The sequence below is a fragment of the Luteimonas dalianensis genome (assembly GCF_049339425.1).
Classification (GTDB): domain Bacteria; phylum Pseudomonadota; class Gammaproteobacteria; order Xanthomonadales; family Xanthomonadaceae; genus Luteimonas; species Luteimonas dalianensis.
This window is the reverse complement of record NZ_JBMPPO010000001.1, coordinates 150,579-172,281: the sequence shown is the minus strand read 5'-3', so window position 1 is coordinate 172,281 and position 21,703 is coordinate 150,579. Positions and strand designations below refer to the sequence as shown.

Here is a 21,703-nt window from a genome sequence, read left to right as displayed (position 1 = left end):
CCCGCCGTGCTCATGCCGTCAGCACCACCGCGCTGGCCGACTCCCAGCTCAGCCACAGGGTGTCGCCCCAGTCGTAGTGCGGCTCGGAGCTGCGCTCCACGTGGGTCTCCTGCACCCGCACGATCGCCCCGGCCGCGGTCTCCACCCGGTACAGCGACACGTCGCCCAGGTAGGCGATGTCGAGCACGGTGCCTTCCACCACGTTCTCGGTGGCGGCGGTGCCGCGCTCGGGCGGGGCCTCATGCACGTCCACCTTCTCCGGCCGCACGGCCACGCTGACCGCGGTGCCCTCGGGCAGCGGATCGGCGTGGCGTGCCAGCAGCTCGGCGTCCAGCGCATCGCAGTGCACCCGCACTTGCCCGGACTCCTCGTCCATGGCGGTCACCCGGCCCTCGAAGATGTTGATGCCGCCGATGAACTCGGCGACGAAGCGCGTGGCCGGATATTCGTACAGCACCGCCGGGGTCGAGACCTGGACGATGCGGCCGGTATCCATCACCGCGATCCGCGAGGACATCGTCATCGCCTCCTCCTGGTCGTGGGTGACCATGATGAAGGTGGTGCCCACGCGCTCCTGGATGTTCACCAGCTCGAACTGGGTGTGCTCGCGCAGGCGCTTGTCCAGCGCGCCCAGCGGCTCGTCCAGCAGCAGGAGCTTGGGCTCCTTGGCCAGCGCCCGGGCCAGCGCCACGCGCTGGCGCTGGCCGCCGGAGAGCTGGTGCGGCTTGCGCTTGCCCAGCTGCGGCATGCGCACCAGCTTCAGCATCTCCTGCACCCGGTCGCGGATCTCGGATGCCGGCAGCCGGTCCTGCCGGAGGCCGAAGGCGATGTTCTGCTCCACCGTCATGTGCGGGAACAGCGCGTAGCTCTGGAACATCATGTTCACCGGCCGCTGATACGGCGGCAGCCGGGTCACGTCCACGCCGTCGATCAGGATCCTGCCGCGGTCGGGCGTTTCCAGCCCGGCCAGGATCCGCAGCAGCGTGCTCTTGCCCGAGCCCGACCCGCCCAGCAGCGCGAAGAACTCGCCGCGGTAGATGTCCAGGCTCACGTCATCGCAGGCGTAGACCTTGCCGAAGGTCTTGGTGAGGCCTTCGATGCGCACGAACGGCTGCGCCGCCGGGTCGCGCCAGGGCTCGCCCGGGGCGGCTTGCACGCCGGTGGTCATGCCTCAGCGGCCGCTCTTGATCGCGGTCCAGGCGCGCACGCGCTGGCGCTGCACGTCGTCGGGAAGCGACACCGGGTCCACCAGGCGCTCACGCACCTCCGCCGGCGGATACACGCCCGCGTCGCTGGCGATCTCCACATCCACCAGCGGCGTGGCCGACAGGTTGGCATTGGCGTAGGCGACGTGGTCGGTGATCGCGGCGATCACTTCCGGTTCCAGCAGGTGGTTGATGAAGGCATGTGCGTTGCCGGGGTGGCGGGCATCCTTCGGGATGGCGATGACGTCCATCCAGCGGATCGCACCCTCCTTCGGGATCACGTAGCGAATGTCCGGCGCGTCGCGGCCGGTGGCTTCGGCCGCTTCGGCGGCCACGTCGCGGGCCTGGCCGATGTCGCCCGAGTAGCCCATCACCAGGCAGGCGTCGCCGTTGGCCAGCGCGTCCTTGTACTCGGCATTGTTGAAGGTGCGGATGTGCGGGCGGATGGCGGCGTAGGCTTCGCGCACCGCGTCGATCTCGTCGGGCGCGCCGGCGTTGGGGTCGCGGCCCAGCCAGATCAGCGCGGCGCCGAAGGCCTCCTGGTCGTCATCGAGCACGTGGATGCCGCAGGAGGCCAGCCGCGAGGCGTTGGCCGGGTCGAACAGCAGGCCCCAGGTATCCAGCGGCGCGTCCGGCCCCAGCGCCTCGCGCACGCGTTCCACGTTGATGCCCAGGCCGGTGGTGCCCCACATGTACGGCACCACGTGGGCGTTGCCCGCGTCGATGTCGGTCAGGCCCTGCAGGATCTCCGGATCCAGGTGCTCCAGGTTGGGCAGCTGCGAGCGATCCAGCGGCGCGTACAGGCCGGAGCGGATCTGGCGCTGGGCGAAGGGGCGCGCCGAGGGGAACACCACGTCGTAGCCCGAGCCGCCCGCCACCAGCTTGGTCTCCAGGGTCTCGTTTTCCGAATACACGTCGTAGTTGACGCTGATGCCGGTGGCGGCCTCGAAGTTGGCGATGGTGTCTTCGGCCACGTAATCCGACCAGTTGTAGACGTTGAGGCGGTTGGCCTCGGCACCGCCGGCGGCGCCGGATTCGGCGTCGGTCTGGGTGCCGCCGCAGGCGGCGAGGATCAGGGCGCTGGCGAGCGTGGCGAGGCGCAGGGACACGGCATTCTCCGGTGGGGGTGCAAAAGGGAATATTAGCCTGCGCGGGCTGTTTCCAGACCGATTTACCCGGCTCGCGCACAGGAGTATCGTGCGCGCGTTTGGCCCATCCCGGGCCGGAGACCGCAAAGCATGAACAGGCTGACCCTCGGCGCCGCGCTGGCCGCCGTCCTCTCCACCACTGCCCTGCCCGCCCTGGCCCAGGAGGCTGAACCTGCCTGGTCGTTCGGCGGTGAGCTGGCCGCGGTCAGCGACTACGTCTGGCGCGGCGTGTCGCAGACGATGGAGGATCCGGCCCTGCAGGTCGAGCTGGTCGCCGAGCATGCCAGCGGCTTCTACGCGGGCGGCTTTGCCTCCAACGTCGACTTCGGCGACCCGGATGACGGCATCGACTACGAAGTGGAGGCCTATGTCGGCTGGGCAGGCGCGCTGGGCGAGGCCACCGAGCTGGATGTCTACGTTTCGCGCATCGCCTATCCGGGCCACAACGGCGCCGACTACGACACCGACTACACCGAGCTCCAGGCCAGGCTGACCTTCGCCGAGACCTGGTATGCCGGCGCGGCCTACTCGCCGGACATCTTCAACCTGGGCGGCAAGGGCTGGTACTGGTACGGCGGCACGGCGCTGCCGCTGGGCGATACCGGCTTCACCTTCAACGCGCAGCTCGGCCACTACGACCTGGACGATGCCGCGGGCGACAGCTACAGCGACTGGCTGGTGGGCGTGGATCGCGACTTCGGGCCGGTCAACGCCAGCCTCCAGTACACCGACACCTCCGGCTACAGCGAGCTGGTCGCCGAATCCGTCGGCGACGCACGCCTGGCGGACGGCCGCTTGGCGCTGGTGCTCAGCTGGGCGTTCTGAGCGGGATTACTCCCACTCGATCGTGGCGGGTGGCTTGCCGCTGATGTCATAAACAACGCGAGAAATGCCGCGCAACTCGTTGATAATGCGGTTGGAAACGCGCCCCAGGAAGTCGTACGGCAGGTGCGCCCAGTGCGCGGTCATGAAGTCGATGGTTTCCACCGCCCGCAGCGCGATCACCCACTCGTAGGCGCGCGCGTCGCCGACCACGCCGACCGACTTCACCGGCAGGAAGACGGCGAACGCCTGGCTGGTCTTCTCGTACAGCCCGGCGCGCACCAGTTCCTCGATGAAGATCGCGTCCGCGCGCGCCAGCAGTTCGGCATACTCGCGCCGCACCTCGCCCAGGATCCGCACGCCCAGCCCCGGGCCGGGGAACGGATGGCGGTAGACCATCTTCTCCGGCAGGCCCAGCTCCACGCCCAGACGGCGCACCTCGTCCTTGAACAGCTCGCGCAGCGGCTCCACCAGGCCCAGGTTCATGTGCTCGGGCAGGCCGCCGACGTTGTGGTGGCTCTTGATCACGTGGGCCTTGCCGGTGCCGCTGCCGGCCGACTCGATCACGTCCGGGTAGATCGTGCCCTGCGCCAGCCAGCGCGCGTTGGGCAGCTTGCCGGCCTCTTCCTCGAAGATCTCCACGAACAGGTTGCCGATGACCTTGCGCTTGGCCTCCGGATCGGTGACCCCGGCCAGGGCCGCGAAGTAGCGGTCGGCGGCGTCGACCTTGATCACCTTCACGCCCAGGTGCTCGGCGAAGGTGGCCATGACCTGCTCGGCCTCCTGGTAGCGCAGCAGGCCGGTGTCGACGAACACGCAGGTGAGCTGCCGGCCAATGGCCTGGTGCAGCAGCGCGGCGACCACGGACGAGTCCACGCCGCCGGACAGTCCGAGGATCACCTCGTCGTCGCCGACCTGCTCGCGCACCCGCGCCACCTGGTCGTCGATGATGTTGGCCGCCGTCCACAGCGTCTGGCAGCCGCAGATGTCGACCACGAAGCGGCGGATGATCGCCTGCCCCTGGCGGGTATGGGTCACTTCCGGGTGGAACTGCACGCCGTACCAGCGCTTCTCGTCGTTGGCGAAGGCGGCCACCGGCACCCGGGCGGTGCTGGCGGTGACGGTGAAGCCGGGCGGTGCCTTCGACACGTGGTCGCCGTGGCTCATCCACACTTCCAGCCGCGACGGCGCGCCGGGCAGGTCGGACAGGCCGGCCAGCAGCTGATCCTGTGCCACCCGCTCGACTTCGGCATGGCCGTATTCGCGCTGGTCGGCGGACTCGGTCTCACCGCCCAGCTGGCGGGCCATGGTCTGCATGCCGTAGCAGATGCCCAGCAGCGGCAGGCCGCTGTCGAAGACTTCCTGAGGCGCGACCGGCGCGCCCTCGACGGTCGTCGATTCCGGGCCGCCGGACAGGATGATGCCCTTGGCGCCGAACTTCGCGATCTCGCCCGGGTCGTGATCCCAGGCCCAGACTTCGCAGTAGATCCCGATCTCGCGGATCCGGCGGGCGATGAGCTGGGTGTACTGCGCCCCGAAGTCGAGGATCAGAATCTTGTCGTGGTGGATGTTGGTCATTACCCAGCCCGGTAGTTCGGCGGTTCCTTGGTGATCTGCACGTCGTGGACGTGGCTTTCGCGCTGGCCGGCGCCGGTGATCTTCACCAGCTGCGGCTTGCTGCGCATGTCCTCGATGGTGCCGCAGCCGACGTAGCCCATGGTCGCGCGCAGGCCGCCGATCAGCTGGTGGATCACGCCGCCCAGCGGGCCGCGGTACGGGACCCGGCCCTCGATGCCCTCGGGCACCAGCTTGTCGGCCGAGGCGGCTTCCTGGAAGTAGCGATCCGAGGAGCCCTTCTCCATCGCACCCAGGCTGCCCATGCCGCGGTAGCTCTTGTAGCTGCGGCCCTGGTAGAGCTCGGTTTCGCCCGGGGTTTCCTCGGTGCCGGCGAACAGGCCGCCGATCATCACCGAGGACGCGCCGGCGGCCAGCGCCTTGCCGATGTCGCCCGAGTAGCGGATACCGCCGTCGGCGATCAGCGGGATGCGATCCTGCAGGGCCTCGGCGACCATGTCGATGGCGGTGACCTGCGGCACGCCCACGCCCGCGACCACCCGCGTGGTGCAGATCGAGCCCGGGCCCACGCCCACCTTCACCGCGTCTGCGCCGGCGTCCATCAGCGCCAGGGCGGCGTCGCCGGTGACGATGTTGCCGCCGACCACCTGGATCTGCGGGAAGTTCTTCTTCACCCAGGCGACGCGGTCGATCACCGCCTGCGAATGGCCGTGCGCGGTATCGACGATGACCACGTCCACGCCCGCCGCCACCAGGCGCTCCACGCGCTCCTCGGTGTCGCCGCCCACGCCCACCGCGGCGCCGGCCAGCAGGCTCTCGGAGGCGTCCTTGGCGGCGTTCGGGTTGTCCTGGGCCTTCTGGATGTCCTTGACGGTGATCAGCCCGCGCAGCTGGAAGTCGTCGTTGACCACCAGCACCTTCTCGATCCGGTGCTTGTGCAGCAGCTCGATCACTTCCTCGTCGCTGGCGCCCTCCTTCACCGTGACCAGCCGCTCCTTGCGGGTCATGATGTTGCGCACCGGGTCGTCGAGCTTCTTTTCGAAGCGCATGTCGCGGCCGGTGACGATGCCCACCAGCTGGTCGCCCTCCACCACCGGCACGCCGGAGATGTTGCGGGCGCGGGTGAGGCGCAGGACTTCGCCGATCGAGGTCTGCGGGCCGACGGTGAACGGCTCGCGGATCACCCCGGCCTCGAAGTTCTTGACCTGCAGCACGTGCTGCGCCTGGCGCTCGGGGCTCATCGACTTGTGGATGATGCCGATGCCGCCCAGCTGGGCCATGGCGATGGCCAGGCGGGCTTCGGTGACGGTGTCCATGGCGGCGGACGCGATCGGCATGTTCAGGCGCAGGTCGCGGGTGAGCCGGGTGGCGAGGGAAACGTCCTTGGGCAGGACCTGGGAGTGAGCCGGGACGAGCGAAACGTCGTCGTAGGTCAGTGCTTCGGCCTGGATGCGCAGCATGGGCAATCCGGATGGGGAGTGAAGCGCGCCATTGTACCGCGTTTACCGGCCCCGCAGCGGGCCGCTGAACGTCTGGACGGGTGGTTTTTGACCCTAGCGGGCGGCGCGCAGCAGCAGTTCCCCGGTCTCGGCCGCCTCGGCCGCTTCCAGGGTGTTCTCCATCAGCGTGGCCACGGTCATCGGCCCCACTCCGCCGGGCACCGGGGTGATCCAGCTGGCCCGCTCGGAGGCGGCGGCAAAGCCGACGTCGCCGACCAGGCGGCCGTCCTCGATCCGGTTGATGCCCACGTCGATCACCACCGCGCCGGGCTTGACCCACTCGCCCGGGACGATGTCCGGGCGCCCGACCGCCACCACCAGGATGTCGGCCGACTCCACGTTCCGCCGCAGCACCTCGGGCGGGGTGAACTTGTGGCAGCTGGTCACGGTGCAGCCGGCGATCAGCAGCTCCAGCGCCATCGGCCGGCCGACGTGGTTGCTCACGCCCACGATGGTCGCGTTCTGGCCGCGCACCGGGCGGTCTGTCCAGGCCAGCAGGGTGGTGATGCCGCGCGGCGTGCACGGGCGCAGGCCGAACTGGCGCAGGGCCAGGTGGCCGACGTTCTCCGGGTGGAAGCCATCCACGTCCTTGCGCGGGTCGATGCGGTGGATCAGCCGGGTGGCGTCGGGGATGCCGGGCAGCGGCAGCTGCACCAGGATGCCGTGCACCTCGGGGTCGGCGTTGAGGCGGTCGATCAGCTCCAGCAGTTCGGCCTCGCCGGTGCCGGCGGGCAGGTCGAAGTCGAGCGCGCGGATGCCGACCTTTTCCGCCGCCCGGCGCTTGTTGCGCACGTAGGACTGCGAGGCCGGGTCGCTGCCGACCAGCACCACCGCCAGCCCTGGCGCGGGCTTGCCGGCGGCCAGGCGCTGGTCGACCTTGAGGCGGAGCGAATCAAGCAGGCTGTCGGCAATGCTCCTGCCGTCGAGGATGCGTGCGGTCATGCGTGGGTGGGCGCGCTGCGATAGAGTCGATGCACATTCTCCCCGTTTGCGCGCGCTTGCGAAAGCGCCGATCCAGAACGCCATGACCGAAGCACAGCAAGACCCCACCACCACCGAGATCGAGGCCGCCGTGTTCCGCCGCCTGCGCGAGCACCTGCTGCAGGAGCGGCCGGACGTGCAGAACATCGACCTGATGATCCTGTCCGGGTTCTGCCGCAACTGCCTGGCCGACTGGTATCGCGAGGCGGCGCAGGATCGCGGCGTCGAGATGGATCGCGACGCCGCCCGCGAGACGGTCTACGGCATGCCCTTCAGCGACTGGAAGGCCCGCCACCAGCGCCCGGCCACGCAGGAGCAGCTGGAAGCCTTCGAAGCGGTGCAGCGCGCCCGCGGCAAGGGCTGAGCGCGCGAAGCTACGCGCCCGAGCAGAAGGCGGCGTAGTCGATGTAGCCGGGAAACTCGCGGCCCGGCGCGCACAGCGGGCAGTCGCGATCGGGGCCGAGCCGGGTTTCGCGAAAGCGCATGCCCATCGCGTCGAAGTGCAGCAGGCGCCCGCGCAGCGGTTCGCCCAGCCCCAGCAGCAGCTTGATCGCCTCGGTGGCCTCCAGCAGGCCGACCACGCCGGGCAGGATGCCCAGCACGCCGGCCTCCGAGCAGTTGGGGGCGAGCTCGGGCGGCGGCGGCTCGGGGAACAGGCAGCGGTAGCAGGGGTATTCACCGCGGTGGCGGCCGGCGTCGAACACGCTCACCTGGCCTTCGAAGCGGTGCACCGCGCCATAGACCAGCGGCTTGCCCAGCTTCACGCAGGCGTCGTTGAGCAGGTAGCGGATGGGGAAGTTGTCGGCGCCGTCGATCACCACGTCCACGTCGTCCAGCAGGGCTTCCACGTTGTCGCTGGTGACCAGCTCGGGCACTGCTTCGACATGGGTGCGCGGGTTGAGCGCGGTCAGGCGCTCGCGGGCCGAGGCGACCTTGGGGGTGCCGATCGAGGCTTCGGTGTGCAGGATCTGCCGGTGCAGGTTGCTGCGATCCACCACGTCCGGGTCGGCGATGCGCAGGGTGCCGACCCCGGCCGCGGCCAGGTACCAGGCCGCCGGCGAGCCGAGGCCGCCGGCGCCCAGCAGCAGCACGCGCGATGCCTGCAGCCGCAGCTGGCCCTCCAGGCCGATCTCGGGCAGCAGCATGTGCCGCGAGTAGCGCTCGTGGAAGTCGGCGTCGAAGCCGGGTTCGGGTGCCGACATCGGCAGCTGTTCCAGGCGCCAGCGCTCGGTGCCGCCGGCGACCGAGGCGATGTTGGCGTAACCCTGCCCGGCCAGCACCTCGGCGGCCAGCATCGAGCGGTTGCCGGAGCGGCAGATCAGCATCACTTCGTCGTCGCGGCCCGGCAGGTGATCGCCGGGAGCCGCTTCCAGCTCGGCCCTGGCCACGCCCAGCGCGCCTTCGGCCATGCCCGATGCGCGTTCGAAATCTTCGCGCACGTCGATCAGGCGCACGCCCTTGGTGACGCGCCGCCGCGCTTGGGCGGGAGAGATTTCCTTGATTGCCATGCGCGCCATTATCCCGCGCCGCGCGGCCGGCTGCGCGCCCGTCGCGGGCGCGCCGTTCAGTAAGCGATGACCTCGACCACGCTGCCGGCGGCGTACTCGCGGGAGCCCTCTTCCAGCACCAGCAGCGCGTCCGAATCGGCGGCCGCGCGCATGCGGTTGGAGCCGTCCGCGGGATTGGGCTCCACCGACAGCACGCCGTCTTCTCCGCGGATCAGCCGCCCGCGCAGGAACTCCAGGCGCTCGTTGCGCTTGTTCCACGAGGTGACCAGGCGGGCATGCAGCTTCGGCCGCGGCGCGCGCGCCTGAAGCGCATCCACCAGCGGCCGCCCCAGCGCCAGCCACGTGGCCAGCACCGACACCGGGTTGCCCGGCAGGCACAGGAACAGTGCTTCGCCCAGGCTGCCGCCCTCGGCCAGCAGCACCGGCATACCGGGCTTGAGCCGCGCCTTCCAGAACAGCACCCTGCCCTGCGACTGCATCAGCGCGGGCAGGTGATCCTTCTCGCCCGCCGAGACCCCGCCGCAGGTGATCACCAGGTCGAAGGCGTGGCCGGCGTGGCGCAGCGCGGACTCGACCTGCGCCGGCTCGTCCACCAGGGTCGGCCACGCCACCGGCTCCAGGCCCTCGGCGCGCAGCAGGCCCATCAGCAGTTCGCGGTTGGAGTTGTAGATCTGGCCCGGGCCGAGCGCCATGCCCGGCTCCACCAGCTCGTCGCCAGTGGCGAACACGGCCACCGTCGGCGGCCGCCGCACCTCCAGCTCCGCCAGCCCCTGCATCGCGCACAGCGCAATCCGTGAGGGAGTCAGCACGTCACCGGCGCGCAGCAGCAGCTCGCCCGGTGCGGTGTCCTCGCCGGCGCTGCGCACGTGGCGGCCGGCCGAAGGCGGCACCAGCACCCGCACCAGGCCGCCTTCCACCCGGGTGTCCTCCTTCATCACCACGGTGTCGGCGCCGGGCGGCATCGGCGCGCCGGTGGTGATGCGCACGCACTGGCCGGGCTGCACCGGCGGCTGGTCGGAGGTTCCGGCGAACTGCTCGCCGGCCAGCTCCAGCACGGTTTCGCCGGCCCCGGCCAGGTCGGCGTGGCGCAGGGCGAAGCCGTCCATCGCCGCGTTGTCGAACGGAGGCTGGGCGATGGTTGCGACCACGTCCGCCGCGAGCACCCGGCCGTGCGCGCGCTGCAGCGCGCAGCGTTCAACCGGCAGGCGCCGGGATCCGGCGGCCGAGGCGATGATCGCCGCGGCTTCGGCGTAGGAAATACGGGTCGGGAAATCAGTCATTCGGGTGTTGGACGCCGGCGTCGGCCAGGTCACGCGGGGTATTGAGGTTGCCGAAGCGTACCCCTTCCAGCCGCAGCGCGGCCATGCCGAGCCGGGCCTGCAGGGCGTGCACCGCAAGCTCGCCCGAACCGATCGCCGCTGCCACCGCCGGCCGCAGCGTATCCACATGCCACAGCGCCACCAGCGGCTGCGGGCCGTCGTCGTCGACCGCGAAGGCCCCCTGTCCGCCACGCGCGGCCAGCCTGCGCAGCAGGCAGTCGTTGATGTTGACCAGATCCACCGGCACCGTGAGCAGCCACGGAGTGCTGCAGGCCCGCGCCAGCGCCTCCAGCCCGCCCAGCGGCCCGAGGCCGGGCGAGGCGTCGGCCACGGCGGTCAGGCCGAGCGCCGCATAGGCATCGGGTTCGCGATTGGCGCTCACCAGCACTTCGTGCACTTCGGGCGCCAGCCGCGCCACCAGGCGTTCGACCTGGGAAACGCCGCCGCGTCGCAGCCAGGCCTTGTCCACGCCGCCCAGCCGCGAGCCGCGGCCGCCGGCCAGGATGCCCAGGGTGGCCGTCGCCCCCACCGCTCAGCCCTTGCGCTTGACGTGCCGCAGCAGCCGCTTCTTGCGCTCCACCTGGCGGTCGGTGAGCACGTTCTTGCGATCTTTGTACGGGTTGTCGCTTTCCTTGAAGACAAACCGCACCGGGGTGCCGACCAGCTTGAAGCGCTTGCGGAAGAAGTTCTCCAGGTAGCGCCGGTAGCTGTCCGGCAGCGTGCGCAGGCGGTTGCCGTGGACCACGAAGGTCGGCGGATTGGTGCCGGATGGATGCGCGAAGCGCAGCTTGGGTGAGCTGCCGCGCACCGCCGGCGGCGGATTGGCTTCCACGGCGATTTCCAGCGAACGGTTCACCTCGGCCGTGCCCAGCACGATGGTGGCCGAGTCGTGGGCGTTGTGGATGGCGCGGAACAGCTCGCGCAGGCCGGAGCCGTGCAGCGCGCTGATGCGCACCGACTGTGCCCACGGCACGAACGCCAGCTTGCGCTCCAGCAGCGCCTGGGTCTGGTCGCGCTGGTAGCTGTCCAGCCCGTCCCACTTGTTGACCGCGATCACCAGCGCGCGGCCGGCATCGAGCACCGCGCCCAGCACGCTCGCGTCCTGGTCGGTGACGCCTTCGCTGGCATCCAGCATCACCACCGCGACCTGGCACTCCTCGATCGCCCGCAGGGTCTTGATGATGGAGAAGGTCTCCACCGCCTCGTGCACCTTGGACTTGCGGCGGATGCCGGCGGTATCGACCAGCCGGTAGCTGCGGCCTTCGCGCTCCAGATCCACCGCGATCGAATCGCGGGTGGTGCCGGGGACGTCGGAGGCAACCACCCGCTCCTCGCCCAGCAGCCGGTTGACCAGGGTCGACTTGCCCACGTTGGGGCGGCCGATGAAGGCCAGCCGCATCCGTTCCGGATCGTCATCCAGATCCTCGCCCCGGCCCTCTTCCGGCAGCCGGGCCAGGATCCGCGCCAGCAGGGCATCGATGCCCTGCCGGTGCGCCGAGGACACCGCGAAGCTGTCCTCGAAGCCATAGCGCGAGAATTCGGCCAGGGAGGCGCGCGAGTCGATGCCGTCGGTCTTGTTGACCACCAGCAGCACCGGCCGGCCGCTCTTGCGCAGCCACTGCATGAGCTCCTCGTCCAGCCCGGACGGGCCTTCGCGCCCGTCCACCACCAGCAGCACCAGGTCCGCATCGGCGGCGGCGGCGCGGGCCTGGCGCGCGGTCGCGCCCGCCAGCCCTTCCTCGTCACCGGCGATGCCGCCGGTGTCCACCAGCATGAACGGGCGCTCGGGATCGAGCCTGCAGACGCCGTAGTTGCGGTCGCGGGTCACCCCGGGTTCGTCGTGCACCAGCGCGTCACGGCTGCGGGTGAGCACGTTGAACAGCGTCGATTTTCCGACGTTGGGGCGACCTGTCAGGGCAACGAGTGGAAGCATGGGCACACGCCCGCCGGCCGTTACTGCTGCAGCCGGAACGCGCTGACGTCGCCACCGACCGTCTGCACCACCAGCACGCCTTCCGACACCACCGGGGCGCCCTTGATGGCGTCGCTGCCGGACGCGCGTGCGCGCGCCGCCAGCTCGCCATTGTCCATCCGCAGCCAGTGCAGCCAGCCCTCGAAGTCGCCAACCACGGCGTGGTTGTCATGGATCGCGGCCGAACCCGGGTTGCGGCGGGCCAGCGCGTCCTGCTGCCACAGGGTGTTGCCGGTGTTCTTGTCCATCGCATACACGGTGCCGTCGCGATCGGCGATCACCAGGCGGTCGAAGCCCGCGCCCAGCTGGCCGGCCCCGCCCTGCTCGCGGCCCCACAGCGGACGCCCGCTCGGCGCCTCGATGGCCATGGTCTGGCCGCGATAGCTGCTGGCGAACAGGGTGGTGCCGTCGAGCACCGGGCTGCCGTCGATGTCGGCCATCCGCTCCAGCTCGGTGCGGCCGTCGGGATAACCGACCTGCTGCTCCCACACCGGCTGGCCGCTGGCCAGCTCCAGGGCGATGACCGTGCCGTCGGCGTTGCCCACGAACACGTAGCCCGGCCCGAGGGTGGGTGCGGCCGCGCCGCGCACGCTCAGCGCCGGCAGCTCACGGTTCCAGAACCAGTTGCGCTCGCCGGTGGCGGCGTCGAAAGAGGTGACCCGGCCGTCGTTGGAGTGCACCAGCACCGCGCCCTGCCCGATCACCGGTGCGGCCAGCACCTCGTTGCCCAGCTGCGCAGTCCAGCGCTCGGCGCCGGTATTGGCATCCAGCGCCAGGACTTCGCCGTCCAGGCTGCCCACCACCACCAGGCCGTCGCCCGCGCCCGGCGAGCCGGCCAGGCGAAGGTCGGACTGCGCGTGCCACAGCTCGTTGCCGGTCTGCAGATCCAGGGCGCGCACGCCGTGGCTCATGCCGGCCGCGTACACGCGTCCATCGGCCACCGCAGGCCCCTGGCGGGTACCGGTGCGGCGCTCGCCCTTGCCGACGCTGGCGCTCCAGATCCGGGTCGCGGTGGCGGTTTCGGTGAAGTCCTGCAGCGGCATCGGCTCGGTGACGCCGGGTTCACCGTCGTTGCTGCTGAACCAGCCGCGCACGGTGCTGCAGCCGGACATCGCCAGCGCGCAGGACAGCACCACCGCGCCGCGCAGCAGCATGGACTTGCGCGAGATCGTCGGACGCATCGTATTCACAGGCTTCATCAAATCGTCCCGGGCTGCGCCGGCTGTCCGCCGGCGTCAATGAGTTTGAGTTCCAGCAGCCGCCGCTGCGGCGCGTCGGCTGCCATGCCGTCCAGCGCGGACGCGTAGGCCTCGCGGGCCTGGTCGCGCTGGTCGAGGGCGGCGTGGGCATCGCCGAGGGATTCGAGCGCGGCCGGCTGGCCGCTGCCGCTCAGCAGTTCGACGGCCTGCTGCGCCTGGCCGGCTTCCAGCAGCACCTGGGCCAGGCGCTGGCGCCGGAGCGGCTCCAGCGCAGGGTCGCTGCTCGCGGCGCCCTGCAGGGTCGCGACTGCAGCGTCGAAGTCATCGGCCTCGACCTGTGCCTTGGCCAGTTCCAGCCCGGCCAGCACGCGGTAGGTGTCGCCTTCCAGGCCGGCGGCCAGGGTCTGCGCCTGTTCCAGGTTGCCGGCGGCGACGTTGTCGACCACGGCCTGGAAGGCGGTGCCCGCCTGCATGCGCTGATCCAGCTGGTACTTCTGCCAGTACTGCCAGCCGAAGATCAGCGCCAGGCCCAGGCCAATGCCGGCGAGCAGGCCCAGACTGTTGCGCCGCAGCCAGTCGCGGACGCGTTCGCCCTGTTCGTGCTCGTCGTAGATATCGTCGATCGCCATGCTGTCTCCGGCCCGCGCTGGCGCGCGGGCAGCTTTCACTCTCTGGTTTCGGGATTTGCGGCTGCGCCCCGTCCGGGACCGCCGCCGGCCTGCGCGTGGCCTGCCGGGTCAGTCGCCAGCCGGGGCGAGCGAACCGTCGGAGGATACCGTAAAGCGCGCCACGTTCGCCCGCTGGAAGGGCGCGATATCCTGAATATCGCCGAACCGGCTGACTTCAACGGCGCCGGCATTGCCCAGCACCACCTGCCCGACTTCGCCGCCGTCGTAGTCGCGCTGCTCGCCTGCGCGAACCAGCGCCTGCTCCAGGCGGGCGCCACCGGGTGCGCTGATTTCCACCCAGCTGTCGGCCGTGAACCGCAGCGACAGGGCCGGTGCGCTGGACGCGGGGTCGGGCGTGGCAACGGGTGCGGGACGGCGCGACTGGATCGGCGTCATCGAGGCCACGAACGGACGCTGCTGCCGGGAAACGTCGGCGGCCGCGTCGGCCCCGGGAGCAACCTGGAGGTCGAGCGAAGCGGTTTCCAGCGGATCGCCGTCGATGTGGCCGCGGGTCACCATCCAGACCGGAACGGCCAGGGTGGCGGTGATCACCACGTACACCATCCGCCGCGCCGCCTGCTCGGCGATGCGCCGGTAGCGCGGGGTGAAGGTGCGCGGGCGCAGTTCCGGGGGCGTGACCGGGGGAAGCTCATCGGCCGGCTGCAGGGCCTCCGGCGGCAGGCCGACGGCGCGGGCATAGCTGCGCAGCTGGCCGCGCACGAACACGGCCGCGCCCAGGCGATCCCAATCGCCCGCTTCGAGCGATTTGACCACGCGCGCCGGTACCCGCATTGCTGCGGCGACTTCGGATACCCCGAGCCCTGCGGCTTCACGGGCCTGTCTGAGGCGGAGCCCGGCCCCCTGATCGGGCGCGCCTGCGTTCGCTGCCGATGACATGTTGGACTGCTATCCCCCGGAATTCTGCTGCACTGCGCCCGGGAACTCCCTTCCCAGCTGCTGACGGTAACGCTCGGCGGCGGTGGTGTCGCCCATCTTTTCTTCGATCTGTGATGCAAGCAATAGTACGTCCGCCGTGGCCGGCGCCGCCGCCAGCCGCCGCTGCGAAAACGCGCGGGCATCCAGATAATTGCCACTACGGTACTGGTATTCGGCCATCGCTGACAACGCCACGCTGTTTTCCGGATCCAGCTGCAGGGCCGCGCGCAGGTAGGACTCGGTGCGGTCACCGCGGCCGGCGGCCTCGGCGCAGGCGCCGGCATTGGCCAGCGCGTCGGCCCGGTTGTAGCCCGGAGCGGCCACCGCGCGTTCGAAATACGCCATCGATTCGGCGGCCCGGCCTTCGCGGCACAGCCAGGCGCCGTAGTTGTTCTGGATCGCGCCGTCTTCCGGCGCATGCCCGGCGGCGGCGGCGTAATGGCGGCCGGCCTGCTCGCTGTTGCCGCGAACCATTTCCACCAGCGCCATCATGGTGAGCGCGTCGGGGGCGTTGCGGTCGATCTTCAGCGCCGCCTCGGCCTCGCGCACGGCCACGTCGGTCTGGCCCGCGTTCAGGGCGCGCCCGGCCTCGGCGACATGGTTGCGCACCTGGGCGCGCTCGCGGCTGCCGCGGCTGTCGGAATAGCTGTAGTCGGGCGCCACCTGGTGGTAGCGGCCGCGCTCGGCGCTGGGCTTGATGAAGGAAAGGCGCGAACAGGCGGTGGCCGTCACGGCCAGGACGGTTGCCAGCAGCAGCGCGTCACGCGCGCGCATCGGAGCCCTCGGCCAGGCGCTTGCGGAACTCCGCCTGGCGGCGGGTGCGATCCATCACCTGGCCCTTGAGCTGGCCGCAGGCAGCGTCGATGTCGTCACCGCGCGGGCGCCGCACCGGCGCGATCCGTCCGGCCTCGTTGAGCAGCTTCTGGAAGCGGCGCACGGCCACGTCGTCCGGACGCTCGTAGCGGGTGCCCGGGAACGGGTTGAACGGGATCAGGTTGACCTTGGCCGCGTCCTTCATCTGCAGCCGGTTGTCGAACTGGCGCATCAGCTGCACCAGCTCGCGGGCATGTTCGGGCTGGTCGTTGACGTCCTTCATCAAGGTGTATTCGAACGTCACCGACTCGCCCTTGCGGCGCTGGGCGTAGCGCACGCAGGATTCCATCAGCTCGGCGATCGGGTACTTCTTGTTCAGCGGCACCAGCTGCGTGCGCAGCGCGTCGTTGGGCGCGTGCAGCGATACCGCCAGCGAGACGTCGCTCTCCTGGCCCAGGCGGTCGATCATCGGCACCACGCCGGCGGTGGACAGGGTGACCCGCTTGTTGGCCAGTCCGTAGCCCAGGTCGTCGCGCATCACGCTCATCGCCCGCACCACGTTGTCGAAGTTCATGAGCGGCTCGCCCATGCCCATCATCACCACGTTGGTCAGCCGGCGCTGCTTGTGCGGCACGTTGCCCAGGTGCTTCGCAGCCACCCACACCTGGCCGATGATCTCGGCGGTGGAGAGGTTGCGGTTGAAGCCCTGGGTGCCGGTGGAGCAGAAGGTGCAGTTGAGCGCGCAGCCCACCTGCGAGGACACGCACAGGGTGCCGCGGCCCTTGTCGGGGATGTAGACGGCTTCCACCGCATTCCGGCCGTCCATCGCCAGCAGCCACTTGTGGGTGCCGTCGGCGGAGGGCTTTTCGAACTGGATCTGCGGCACCACCACCTCGGCGCGCTCGTGCAGCTTGGCGCGCAGCGCCTTGCCCAGGTCGGTCATGTCCTCGAAGTCAGTGACGTAGTGGTGGTGGATCCACTTCATCACCTGGTGGGCGCGGAACTTCTTCTCGCCCAGGACGTCCACGAAGAAACGCTCCAGCCCCTCGCGGTCGAGCTCAAGAAGGTTCTGCTTGGCGGCTGGTTCGGTCACGGGTCTTCGGTGGTTCAGGCGGGGTGGCCGCGGATCGCATGGATCCGCGGCCGATGGTGCTCAGCGGGCGTAGACGTCCGCGTCGCCAAAGAAGTACTTGATCTCCTGGGCGGCGGTTTCCGCGGCGTCGGAGCCGTGCACGGCGTTGGCGTCGATCGAGTCGGCGAAGTCGGCGCGGATGGTGCCCGGCGCGGCTTCCTTCGGGTTGGTGGCGCCCATCAGCTCGCGGTTCTTCGCGATCGCGCCCTCGCCTTCCAGCACCTGGATCATCACCGGGCCGCTGATCATGAACTCCACCAGCGCGCCAAAGAACGGACGCTCGCGGTGCACGGCGTAGAAGCCTTCGGCCTCTTCGCGGGTGAGGTGCTTCATCTTCGCGGCGGCGATCTTCAGGCCGGCCTTTTCGAAACGCGAGTAGATCTCGCCGATGACGTTCTTGGCGACGGCATCGGGCTTGATGATGGACAGGGTGCGCTCCAGCGCCATGGGGGTGGTCTCCGGTCAGCGGGCGGCCATGGGCAGGCCTCCCAGATTAGCATCTAAAAACCCGCGGCGGGACGCGGGTTTAGCCAGCTTGGCTGCCAGCGATTCTACAGCAGTCCCAGCCCGTGCGACACCGGCGTTTGACCGCCGGAGCCGATCCGCCTAGTATCAAACAAGCGTTTGAACCCCTCCTGCGGCCACTTTCCAGACTTGATGTCCACTACCCGGTTCTCCACCAAGGAGCGGATCCTCGGCGCGGCCGAGGAGCTGTTTGCCCAGCAGGGCTTCGGCGGCACCTCGCTGCGCCAGGTCACCTCGCGGGCGGACGTCAACATCGCCGCGGTCAACTACCACTTCGGCAGCAAGGAAAACCTCGTGAACGAGGTGTTCCGCCGGCGCATGGACGAGATGAGCGCCCAGCGCCAGGACATGCTGCGCCAGGCCCGGGCCGAGCGGCCCGGTGACCTGGAGGCGATCCTGGCGGCGTTCGTGGAGCCGGCGCTGGCGCTGGCCGGCGACCGCAGCGGCGGCGGCGCGTTCATCCGCGTGATCGCCCGCGCCTATGCCGAGAAAAACGACGGCCTGCGCGCCTTCCTGTCCGAGCGCTACGGCCACGTGCAGCGGGATTTCGCCCGCGCGCTGGCCGACTGCCTGCCCGGGCTGAGCAAGCAGGAGCTGTACTGGCGTCTGGATTTCCTCGGCGGGGCGCTGACCTACGCCATGGCCGACTTCGGCCTGATCAAGCGGCCGTCCGGGGTGGGTGAACTCGAACACCGGCGCCGTGCCGCCAGCGAGCTGATCCGCTTTGCCGCCGCGGGTTTCAAGAGCTGAACCTTTTCCTTTTCAAGGAGTTGCGTAAATGACCGAGAAGCTGCTTGTACGCCGCGCCGCCGTCCTCGGCGCCGGGGTGATGGGCGCCCAGATCGCCGCCCACCTCACCAATGCGGGCGTGGACACGGTGCTGTTCGACCTTCCGGCGAAGGAAGGCGACCCCAACGGCGTGGTGCGCAAGGCCATCGCCAACCTGGGCAAGCTGAGCCCCGCCCCGCTGGCCGACCGGGCGCTGGCCGCGCGGATCACGCCGGCCAACTACGACAGCGACCTGGCGCTGCTGGCCGAATGCGACCTGGTGATCGAGGCGATCGCCGAGCGGATGGACTGGAAGCAGGATCTGTACCGCAAGGTCGGCCCGCATATCGCTCCACACGCGGTGCTGGCGTCCAATACTTCCGGCCTTGGAATCAACAAGTTGGCCGATGTTCTTCCAGAGGAATTGAGGAACCGGTTCTGCGGCGTCCACTTCTTCAACCCGCCGCGCTACATGCATCTGGCCGAGCTGATCCCGGCCAGGGACACCGACAAGGCGGTGCTGGAGGGGCTGGAAACCTTCCTCACCACCCATCTGGGCAAGGGCGTGGTGTACGCGCGCGATACGCCGAACTTCATCGGCAACCGGATCGGGGTGTTCTCGATCCTGGCCACCGCCCACCACACCAGCGAGTTCAACCTGGGCTTCGACGAGGTGGATGCGATCACCGGGCCGCTGATTGGCCGGCCCAAGTCCGCCACCTACCGCACCTCCGACGTGGTCGGGCTGGACACGATGGCCCACGTCATCAAGACCATGGCCGACACCCTGCCCGACGACCCGTGGCACCGCTACTTCAAGTCGCCGGCCTGGCTGACGGGGCTGGTCGAGAAGGGCGCGCTGGGGCAGAAGACCCGCGCCGGCGTGTTCCGCAAGGTCGGCAAGGACATCATGGTCCTGGACGTCGACAAACAGGACTACCGCCCCTCCGACCGCAAGGCGGCCGACGAGGTGGTCGAAACCCTGAAGACCAAGGATCCGGCGGCAAAGTTCGCCAGGCTTCGGGAAAGCGACCATCCGCAGGCCAAGTTCCTGTGGGCGGTGTTCCGCGACCTGTTCCACTACAGCGCCTTCCACCTGGCCGACATCGCCGAGACCGCGCGCGACGTGGACCTGGCGATCCGCTGGGGCTACGGCTGGTCGCTGGGGCCGTTCGAGACCTGGCAGGCCGCCGGCTGGAAGCAGGTGGCCCAGTGGATCGACGAGGACATCAAGGCCGGCAAGGCCATGAGCGACGCGCCGCTGCCGGCGTGGGTGCTGGACGGGCGCGACGGCGTGCACGGCCGGGACGGCAGCTACAGTCCGGACTCCGGCAAGCAGGTGCCCCGCTCCACCCTACCCGTCTACGCGCGTCAGCGCTTCCCCGATCCGCTGCTGGGCGAGCGCTTCGACCAAGGCGAGACGCTGTTCGAGAACGACGGCGTGCGCCTGTGGACGGACGGCGACGGCGTGGGCGTGATCAGCTTCAAGACCAAGATGCACACGGTCAGCGACCAGGTGCTGGACGGCATCCAGGAGGCAATCGCCATTGCCGAGCGCGACCTGCGCGCGGTGGTGGTGTGGCAGCCGAAGGAGCCGTTCTCCGCCGGCGCCGACCTCGCCGGGGCGCTGGGGCTGCTGCAGGAAGGCAAGGTCGACGCCTTCGAGGCGATGGTGGCCAACTTCCAGCGCACCAGCCAGCGCATCAAGTACTCGCTGGTGCCGGTGGTGGCCGCGGTGCGCGGCCTGGCGCTGGGCGGCGGCTGCGAGTTCCAGATGCATTCGGCGCGCACGGTGGCGCATCTTGAAAGCTACATCGGCCTGGTCGAGGCCGGCGTGGGCCTGCTGCCGGCCGGCGGCGGGCTGAAGGAGCTGGCGGTGCGCGCGGCGCAGGCCGCGGGCCCGGGCGGCGACGTGCTGGCCGAGCTCAAGCGCGGCTTCGAGACGGTGGCGATGGCCAAGGTGTCGACCTCGGCGCTGGAGGCCAAGGCGCTGGGCCTGCTGCGCCCGGACGACGTGGTGGTCTTCCACGCCCACGAGCTGCTGCACGTGGCCCGCCAGCAGGCGCTGGCGCTGGCCGAATCCGGCTACCGCCCGCCCCTGCCCGCGCGCGCGGTGGAGGCCGCCGGCGACGTCGGCATCGCCACCCTGAAGATGATGCTGGTGAACATGCTCGAAGGCCGCTTCATCAGCCCACACGACAACGAGATCGCCGAGCGCATCGCCGACGTGCTGTGCGGCGGTGAAATCGACCGCGGCGCGCAGGTGGACGAGGACTGGCTGCTGCGCCTGGAGCGCGAGCACTTCGTGGCGCTGGCGCAGATGCCCAAATCCCAGGAGCGCATCGCGCACATGCTCAAGACCGGCAAGCCGCTCAGGAACTGATGAGGAAGATGACCATGACCAAGCAGATCCAGGACGCCTACATCGTCGCTGCCACCCGGACTCCCGTCGGCAAGGCGCCCAAGGGCATGTTCCGCAATACCCGTCCCGATGAAATGCTCGCGCACGTGCTCAAGGCCGTAGTCGCGCAGGCGCCGGGCATCGACGTCAACCGCATCGAGGACGCGGTGATCGGCTGCGCCATGCCCGAGGGCGAGCAGGGAATGAACGTGGCCCGCATCGGCACCCTGCTGGCCGGCCTGCCCGACACCGTGGCCGCGCAGACCATCAACCGCTTCTGCTCCTCCGGCCTGCAGGCGGTCGCGCTGGCCGCCGACCAGGTCCGCCTCGGCACCGCCGACCTGGTGCTGGCCGGCGGCACCGAGAGCATGAGCATGGTGCCGATGATGGGCAACAAGATCGCGATGTCGCCCAGGGTGTTCAAGGACGACAACGTGGCCATCGCCTACGGCATGGGCATCACCGCCGAAAAGGTGGCCGAGGAGTGGAAGGTCTCACGGGAGGATCAGGACGCGTTCGCGCTGGCCTCGCACCAGAAGGCGCTCAAGGCCATCCAGGCCGGGGAGTTCGCCGACGAGATCAGCCCCTACGAGATCGTCTCCCACCAGCCGGATCCGGACGGCAACGTGATCCGGATGCACAAGCGCGTGGCCGACACCGACGAAGGGCCGCGCCCGGATACCTCGCTGGAAGGGCTGGCGAAGCTGCGCACGGTGTTCCGCAACGGCCAGTTCGGCGGCACCGTCACCGCCGGCAACTCCTCGCAGATGAGCGACGGCGCCGGCGCGGTGCTGCTGGCCTCCGAGCAGGCGATCAAGGACTACGGGCTGACCCCGCTGGCGCGCTTCGTCAGCTTTTCGGTGGCTGGCGTGCGGCCGGAAGTGATGGGCATCGGCCCGATCGCGGCGATTCCCAAGGCCCTCAAGCAGGGCGGCCTGACGAAGGATCAGCTGGACTGGATCGAGCTCAACGAGGCCTTCGCCGCGCAGGCGCTGGCGGTGATCCGCGATTCGGAGCTGGATCCGGACAGGGTCAACCCGCTGGGCGGCGCGATCGCCCTGGGCCACCCGCTGGGCGCGACCGGCGCGGTGCGCACCGCCACCATCCTGCACGGCATGCGCCGCAGGCAGCACAAGTACGGCATGGTGACCATGTGCATCGGCACCGGCATGGGCGCCGCCGGCATCTTCGAGTCGCTGTAACCCGGTAGGAGCGCGTAAGACGCGCTCCTA

At 70.0% G+C, this 21,703-nt stretch carries 20 protein-coding genes; 5 read left to right on the top strand and 15 right to left on the bottom strand.

The features are described 5' to 3' along the window. Positions 1-10: 10 nt before the first annotated feature. Both ACOZ90_RS00820 and ACOZ90_RS00815 read right to left on the bottom strand, forming a co-directional pair. A complete protein-coding gene (locus ACOZ90_RS00820; RefSeq protein WP_422891733.1) occupies positions 11-1,168 on the bottom strand; it encodes an ABC transporter ATP-binding protein in 1,158 nt (385 codons plus the stop codon). 3 nt (positions 1,169-1,171) lie between these two features. After that, the gene (locus tag ACOZ90_RS00815; protein WP_422891732.1) at positions 1,172-2,314 is read right to left on the bottom strand and encodes a polyamine ABC transporter substrate-binding protein; all 1,143 of its coding nucleotides are present in this window, start codon (positions 2,312-2,314) and stop codon (positions 1,172-1,174) included. Positions 2,315-2,443: 129 nt separating this feature from the next. Here ACOZ90_RS00815 and ACOZ90_RS00810 point away from each other — a divergent pair, with 129 nt between their 5' ends. Next, positions 2,444-3,178: a TorF family putative porin gene (locus tag ACOZ90_RS00810; RefSeq protein WP_422891731.1), complete on the top strand. Its 735-nt coding sequence runs from the start codon at positions 2,444-2,446 to the stop codon at positions 3,176-3,178. A gap of 6 nt (positions 3,179-3,184) precedes the next feature. On the opposite strand, the gene guaA is transcribed toward ACOZ90_RS00810, so the two are convergent. The 3 genes from guaA to folD all read right to left on the bottom strand — a co-directional run bounded on the left by guaA (position 3,185) and on the right by folD (position 7,191). Then, positions 3,185-4,753, bottom strand: coding sequence for a glutamine-hydrolyzing GMP synthase (guaA, locus tag ACOZ90_RS00805; protein ID WP_422891730.1), 1,569 nt, complete (start codon positions 4,751-4,753; stop codon positions 3,185-3,187). After that, on the bottom strand, positions 4,753-6,210 hold the full coding sequence (guaB, locus tag ACOZ90_RS00800; RefSeq protein ID WP_422891729.1) for an IMP dehydrogenase: 1,458 nt from the start codon (positions 6,208-6,210) through the stop codon (positions 4,753-4,755). The genes guaA and guaB overlap by 1 nt, the downstream gene beginning before the upstream one ends. A gap of 93 nt (positions 6,211-6,303) precedes the next feature. Next, complete coding sequence (folD, locus tag ACOZ90_RS00795) at positions 6,304-7,191, bottom strand: bifunctional methylenetetrahydrofolate dehydrogenase/methenyltetrahydrofolate cyclohydrolase FolD (protein WP_422891728.1); 888 nt, start codon at positions 7,189-7,191, stop codon at positions 6,304-6,306. An 82-nt stretch (positions 7,192-7,273) separates the two neighbouring features. On the opposite strand from folD, the gene ACOZ90_RS00790 reads away from it, so the two are divergent. Beyond that, entirely contained in the window at positions 7,274-7,594 is a 321-nt protein-coding gene (locus ACOZ90_RS00790; RefSeq protein WP_422891727.1) for a DUF1244 domain-containing protein, read from the top strand. A gap of 10 nt (positions 7,595-7,604) precedes the next feature. On the opposite strand, the gene moeB is transcribed toward ACOZ90_RS00790, so the two are convergent. The 10 genes from moeB to ndk form a co-directional block, all read right to left on the bottom strand. Then, positions 7,605-8,738 carry a molybdopterin-synthase adenylyltransferase MoeB gene (gene moeB, locus ACOZ90_RS00785; protein ID WP_422891726.1) on the bottom strand — a complete coding sequence of 378 codons (1,134 nt, stop codon included), beginning with the start codon at positions 8,736-8,738 and terminating at the stop codon, positions 7,605-7,607. Between the two features lie 56 nt (positions 8,739-8,794). After that, positions 8,795-10,018, bottom strand: a complete 1,224-nt coding sequence (locus tag ACOZ90_RS00780; RefSeq protein WP_422891725.1) for a molybdopterin molybdotransferase MoeA — start codon at positions 10,016-10,018, stop codon at positions 8,795-8,797. Next, a complete protein-coding gene (gene mobA, locus ACOZ90_RS00775; protein ID WP_422891724.1) occupies positions 10,011-10,586 on the bottom strand; it encodes a molybdenum cofactor guanylyltransferase in 576 nt (191 codons plus the stop codon). Before mobA ends, ACOZ90_RS00780 begins: the two co-directional genes overlap by 8 nt. A gap of 3 nt (positions 10,587-10,589) precedes the next feature. Next, a complete protein-coding gene (der, locus tag ACOZ90_RS00770; protein ID WP_422891723.1) occupies positions 10,590-11,990 on the bottom strand; it encodes a ribosome biogenesis GTPase Der in 1,401 nt (466 codons plus the stop codon). Between the two features lie 20 nt (positions 11,991-12,010). After that, on the bottom strand, positions 12,011-13,198 hold the full coding sequence (gene bamB / locus ACOZ90_RS00765; protein ID WP_422891995.1) for an outer membrane protein assembly factor BamB: 1,188 nt from the start codon (positions 13,196-13,198) through the stop codon (positions 12,011-12,013). A 29-nt stretch (positions 13,199-13,227) separates the two neighbouring features. After that, complete coding sequence (locus tag ACOZ90_RS00760) at positions 13,228-13,857, bottom strand: YfgM family protein (RefSeq protein WP_422891722.1); 630 nt, start codon at positions 13,855-13,857, stop codon at positions 13,228-13,230. A gap of 108 nt (positions 13,858-13,965) precedes the next feature. Continuing rightward, positions 13,966-14,793, bottom strand: coding sequence for a helix-turn-helix domain-containing protein (locus ACOZ90_RS00755; protein WP_422891721.1), 828 nt, complete (start codon positions 14,791-14,793; stop codon positions 13,966-13,968). Between the two features lie 9 nt (positions 14,794-14,802). Next, positions 14,803-15,606: a type IV pilus biogenesis/stability protein PilW gene (gene pilW / locus ACOZ90_RS00750; protein WP_422891720.1), complete on the bottom strand. Its 804-nt coding sequence runs from the start codon at positions 15,604-15,606 to the stop codon at positions 14,803-14,805. After that, positions 15,593-16,756 carry a dual-specificity RNA methyltransferase RlmN gene (rlmN, locus tag ACOZ90_RS00745; RefSeq protein WP_422891994.1) on the bottom strand — a complete coding sequence of 388 codons (1,164 nt, stop codon included), beginning with the start codon at positions 16,754-16,756 and terminating at the stop codon, positions 15,593-15,595. Before rlmN ends, pilW begins: the two co-directional genes overlap by 14 nt. Before the next feature lie 42 nt (positions 16,757-16,798). Beyond that, positions 16,799-17,224, bottom strand: a complete 426-nt coding sequence (gene ndk, locus ACOZ90_RS00740) for a nucleoside-diphosphate kinase (protein WP_422891719.1) — start codon at positions 17,222-17,224, stop codon at positions 16,799-16,801. Between the two features lie 210 nt (positions 17,225-17,434). Between ndk and ACOZ90_RS00735 the strand changes: the two genes are divergently transcribed. Genes ACOZ90_RS00735 through ACOZ90_RS00725 form a run of 3 tightly spaced genes read left to right on the top strand, consistent with a single transcriptional unit; the run spans position 17,435 to position 21,673 of the window. Further along, complete coding sequence (locus ACOZ90_RS00735; RefSeq protein WP_422891718.1) at positions 17,435-18,052, top strand: TetR/AcrR family transcriptional regulator; 618 nt, start codon at positions 17,435-17,437, stop codon at positions 18,050-18,052. A 28-nt stretch (positions 18,053-18,080) separates the two neighbouring features. Next, on the top strand, positions 18,081-20,453 hold the full coding sequence (locus ACOZ90_RS00730; protein ID WP_422891717.1) for a 3-hydroxyacyl-CoA dehydrogenase/enoyl-CoA hydratase family protein: 2,373 nt from the start codon (positions 18,081-18,083) through the stop codon (positions 20,451-20,453). Positions 20,454-20,467: 14 nt separating this feature from the next. Next, positions 20,468-21,673 (top strand): acetyl-CoA C-acyltransferase, encoded by a 1,206-nt coding sequence (locus tag ACOZ90_RS00725; RefSeq protein ID WP_422891716.1) that lies wholly within the window; start codon positions 20,468-20,470, stop codon positions 21,671-21,673. Positions 21,674-21,703 lie beyond the last annotated feature (30 nt).

Excerpts from the sequence above, each read along its gene's own strand:
- pilW (WP_422891720.1), bottom strand. The coding sequence starts at position 15,606 with ATGCGCGCGCGTGACGCGCTGCTGCTGGCAACCGTCCTGGCCGTGACG.
- ACOZ90_RS00790 (WP_422891727.1), top strand. The coding sequence starts at position 7,274 with ATGACCGAAGCACAGCAAGACCCCACCACCACCGAGATCGAGGCCGCC.
- ACOZ90_RS00730 (WP_422891717.1), top strand. The coding sequence starts at position 18,081 with ATGACCGAGAAGCTGCTTGTACGCCGCGCCGCCGTCCTCGGCGCCGGG.
- der (WP_422891723.1), bottom strand. The coding sequence starts at position 11,990 with ATGCTTCCACTCGTTGCCCTGACAGGTCGCCCCAACGTCGGAAAATCG.
- ACOZ90_RS00725 (WP_422891716.1), top strand. The coding sequence starts at position 20,468 with ATGACCAAGCAGATCCAGGACGCCTACATCGTCGCTGCCACCCGGACT.
- ACOZ90_RS00760 (WP_422891722.1), bottom strand. The coding sequence starts at position 13,857 with ATGGCGATCGACGATATCTACGACGAGCACGAACAGGGCGAACGCGTC.
- moeB (WP_422891726.1), bottom strand. The coding sequence starts at position 8,738 with ATGGCAATCAAGGAAATCTCTCCCGCCCAAGCGCGGCGGCGCGTCACC.
- folD (WP_422891728.1), bottom strand. The coding sequence starts at position 7,191 with ATGACCGCACGCATCCTCGACGGCAGGAGCATTGCCGACAGCCTGCTT.
- ACOZ90_RS00780 (WP_422891725.1), bottom strand. The coding sequence starts at position 10,018 with ATGACTGATTTCCCGACCCGTATTTCCTACGCCGAAGCCGCGGCGATC.
- ACOZ90_RS00810 (WP_422891731.1), top strand. The coding sequence starts at position 2,444 with ATGAACAGGCTGACCCTCGGCGCCGCGCTGGCCGCCGTCCTCTCCACC.
- guaA (WP_422891730.1), bottom strand. The coding sequence starts at position 4,753 with ATGACCAACATCCACCACGACAAGATTCTGATCCTCGACTTCGGGGCG.
- guaB (WP_422891729.1), bottom strand. The coding sequence starts at position 6,210 with ATGCTGCGCATCCAGGCCGAAGCACTGACCTACGACGACGTTTCGCTC.
- ACOZ90_RS00735 (WP_422891718.1), top strand. The coding sequence starts at position 17,435 with ATGTCCACTACCCGGTTCTCCACCAAGGAGCGGATCCTCGGCGCGGCC.
- ACOZ90_RS00755 (WP_422891721.1), bottom strand. The coding sequence starts at position 14,793 with ATGTCATCGGCAGCGAACGCAGGCGCGCCCGATCAGGGGGCCGGGCTC.
- ACOZ90_RS00820 (WP_422891733.1), bottom strand. The coding sequence starts at position 1,168 with ATGACCACCGGCGTGCAAGCCGCCCCGGGCGAGCCCTGGCGCGACCCG.
- ndk (WP_422891719.1), bottom strand. The coding sequence starts at position 17,224 with ATGGCGCTGGAGCGCACCCTGTCCATCATCAAGCCCGATGCCGTCGCC.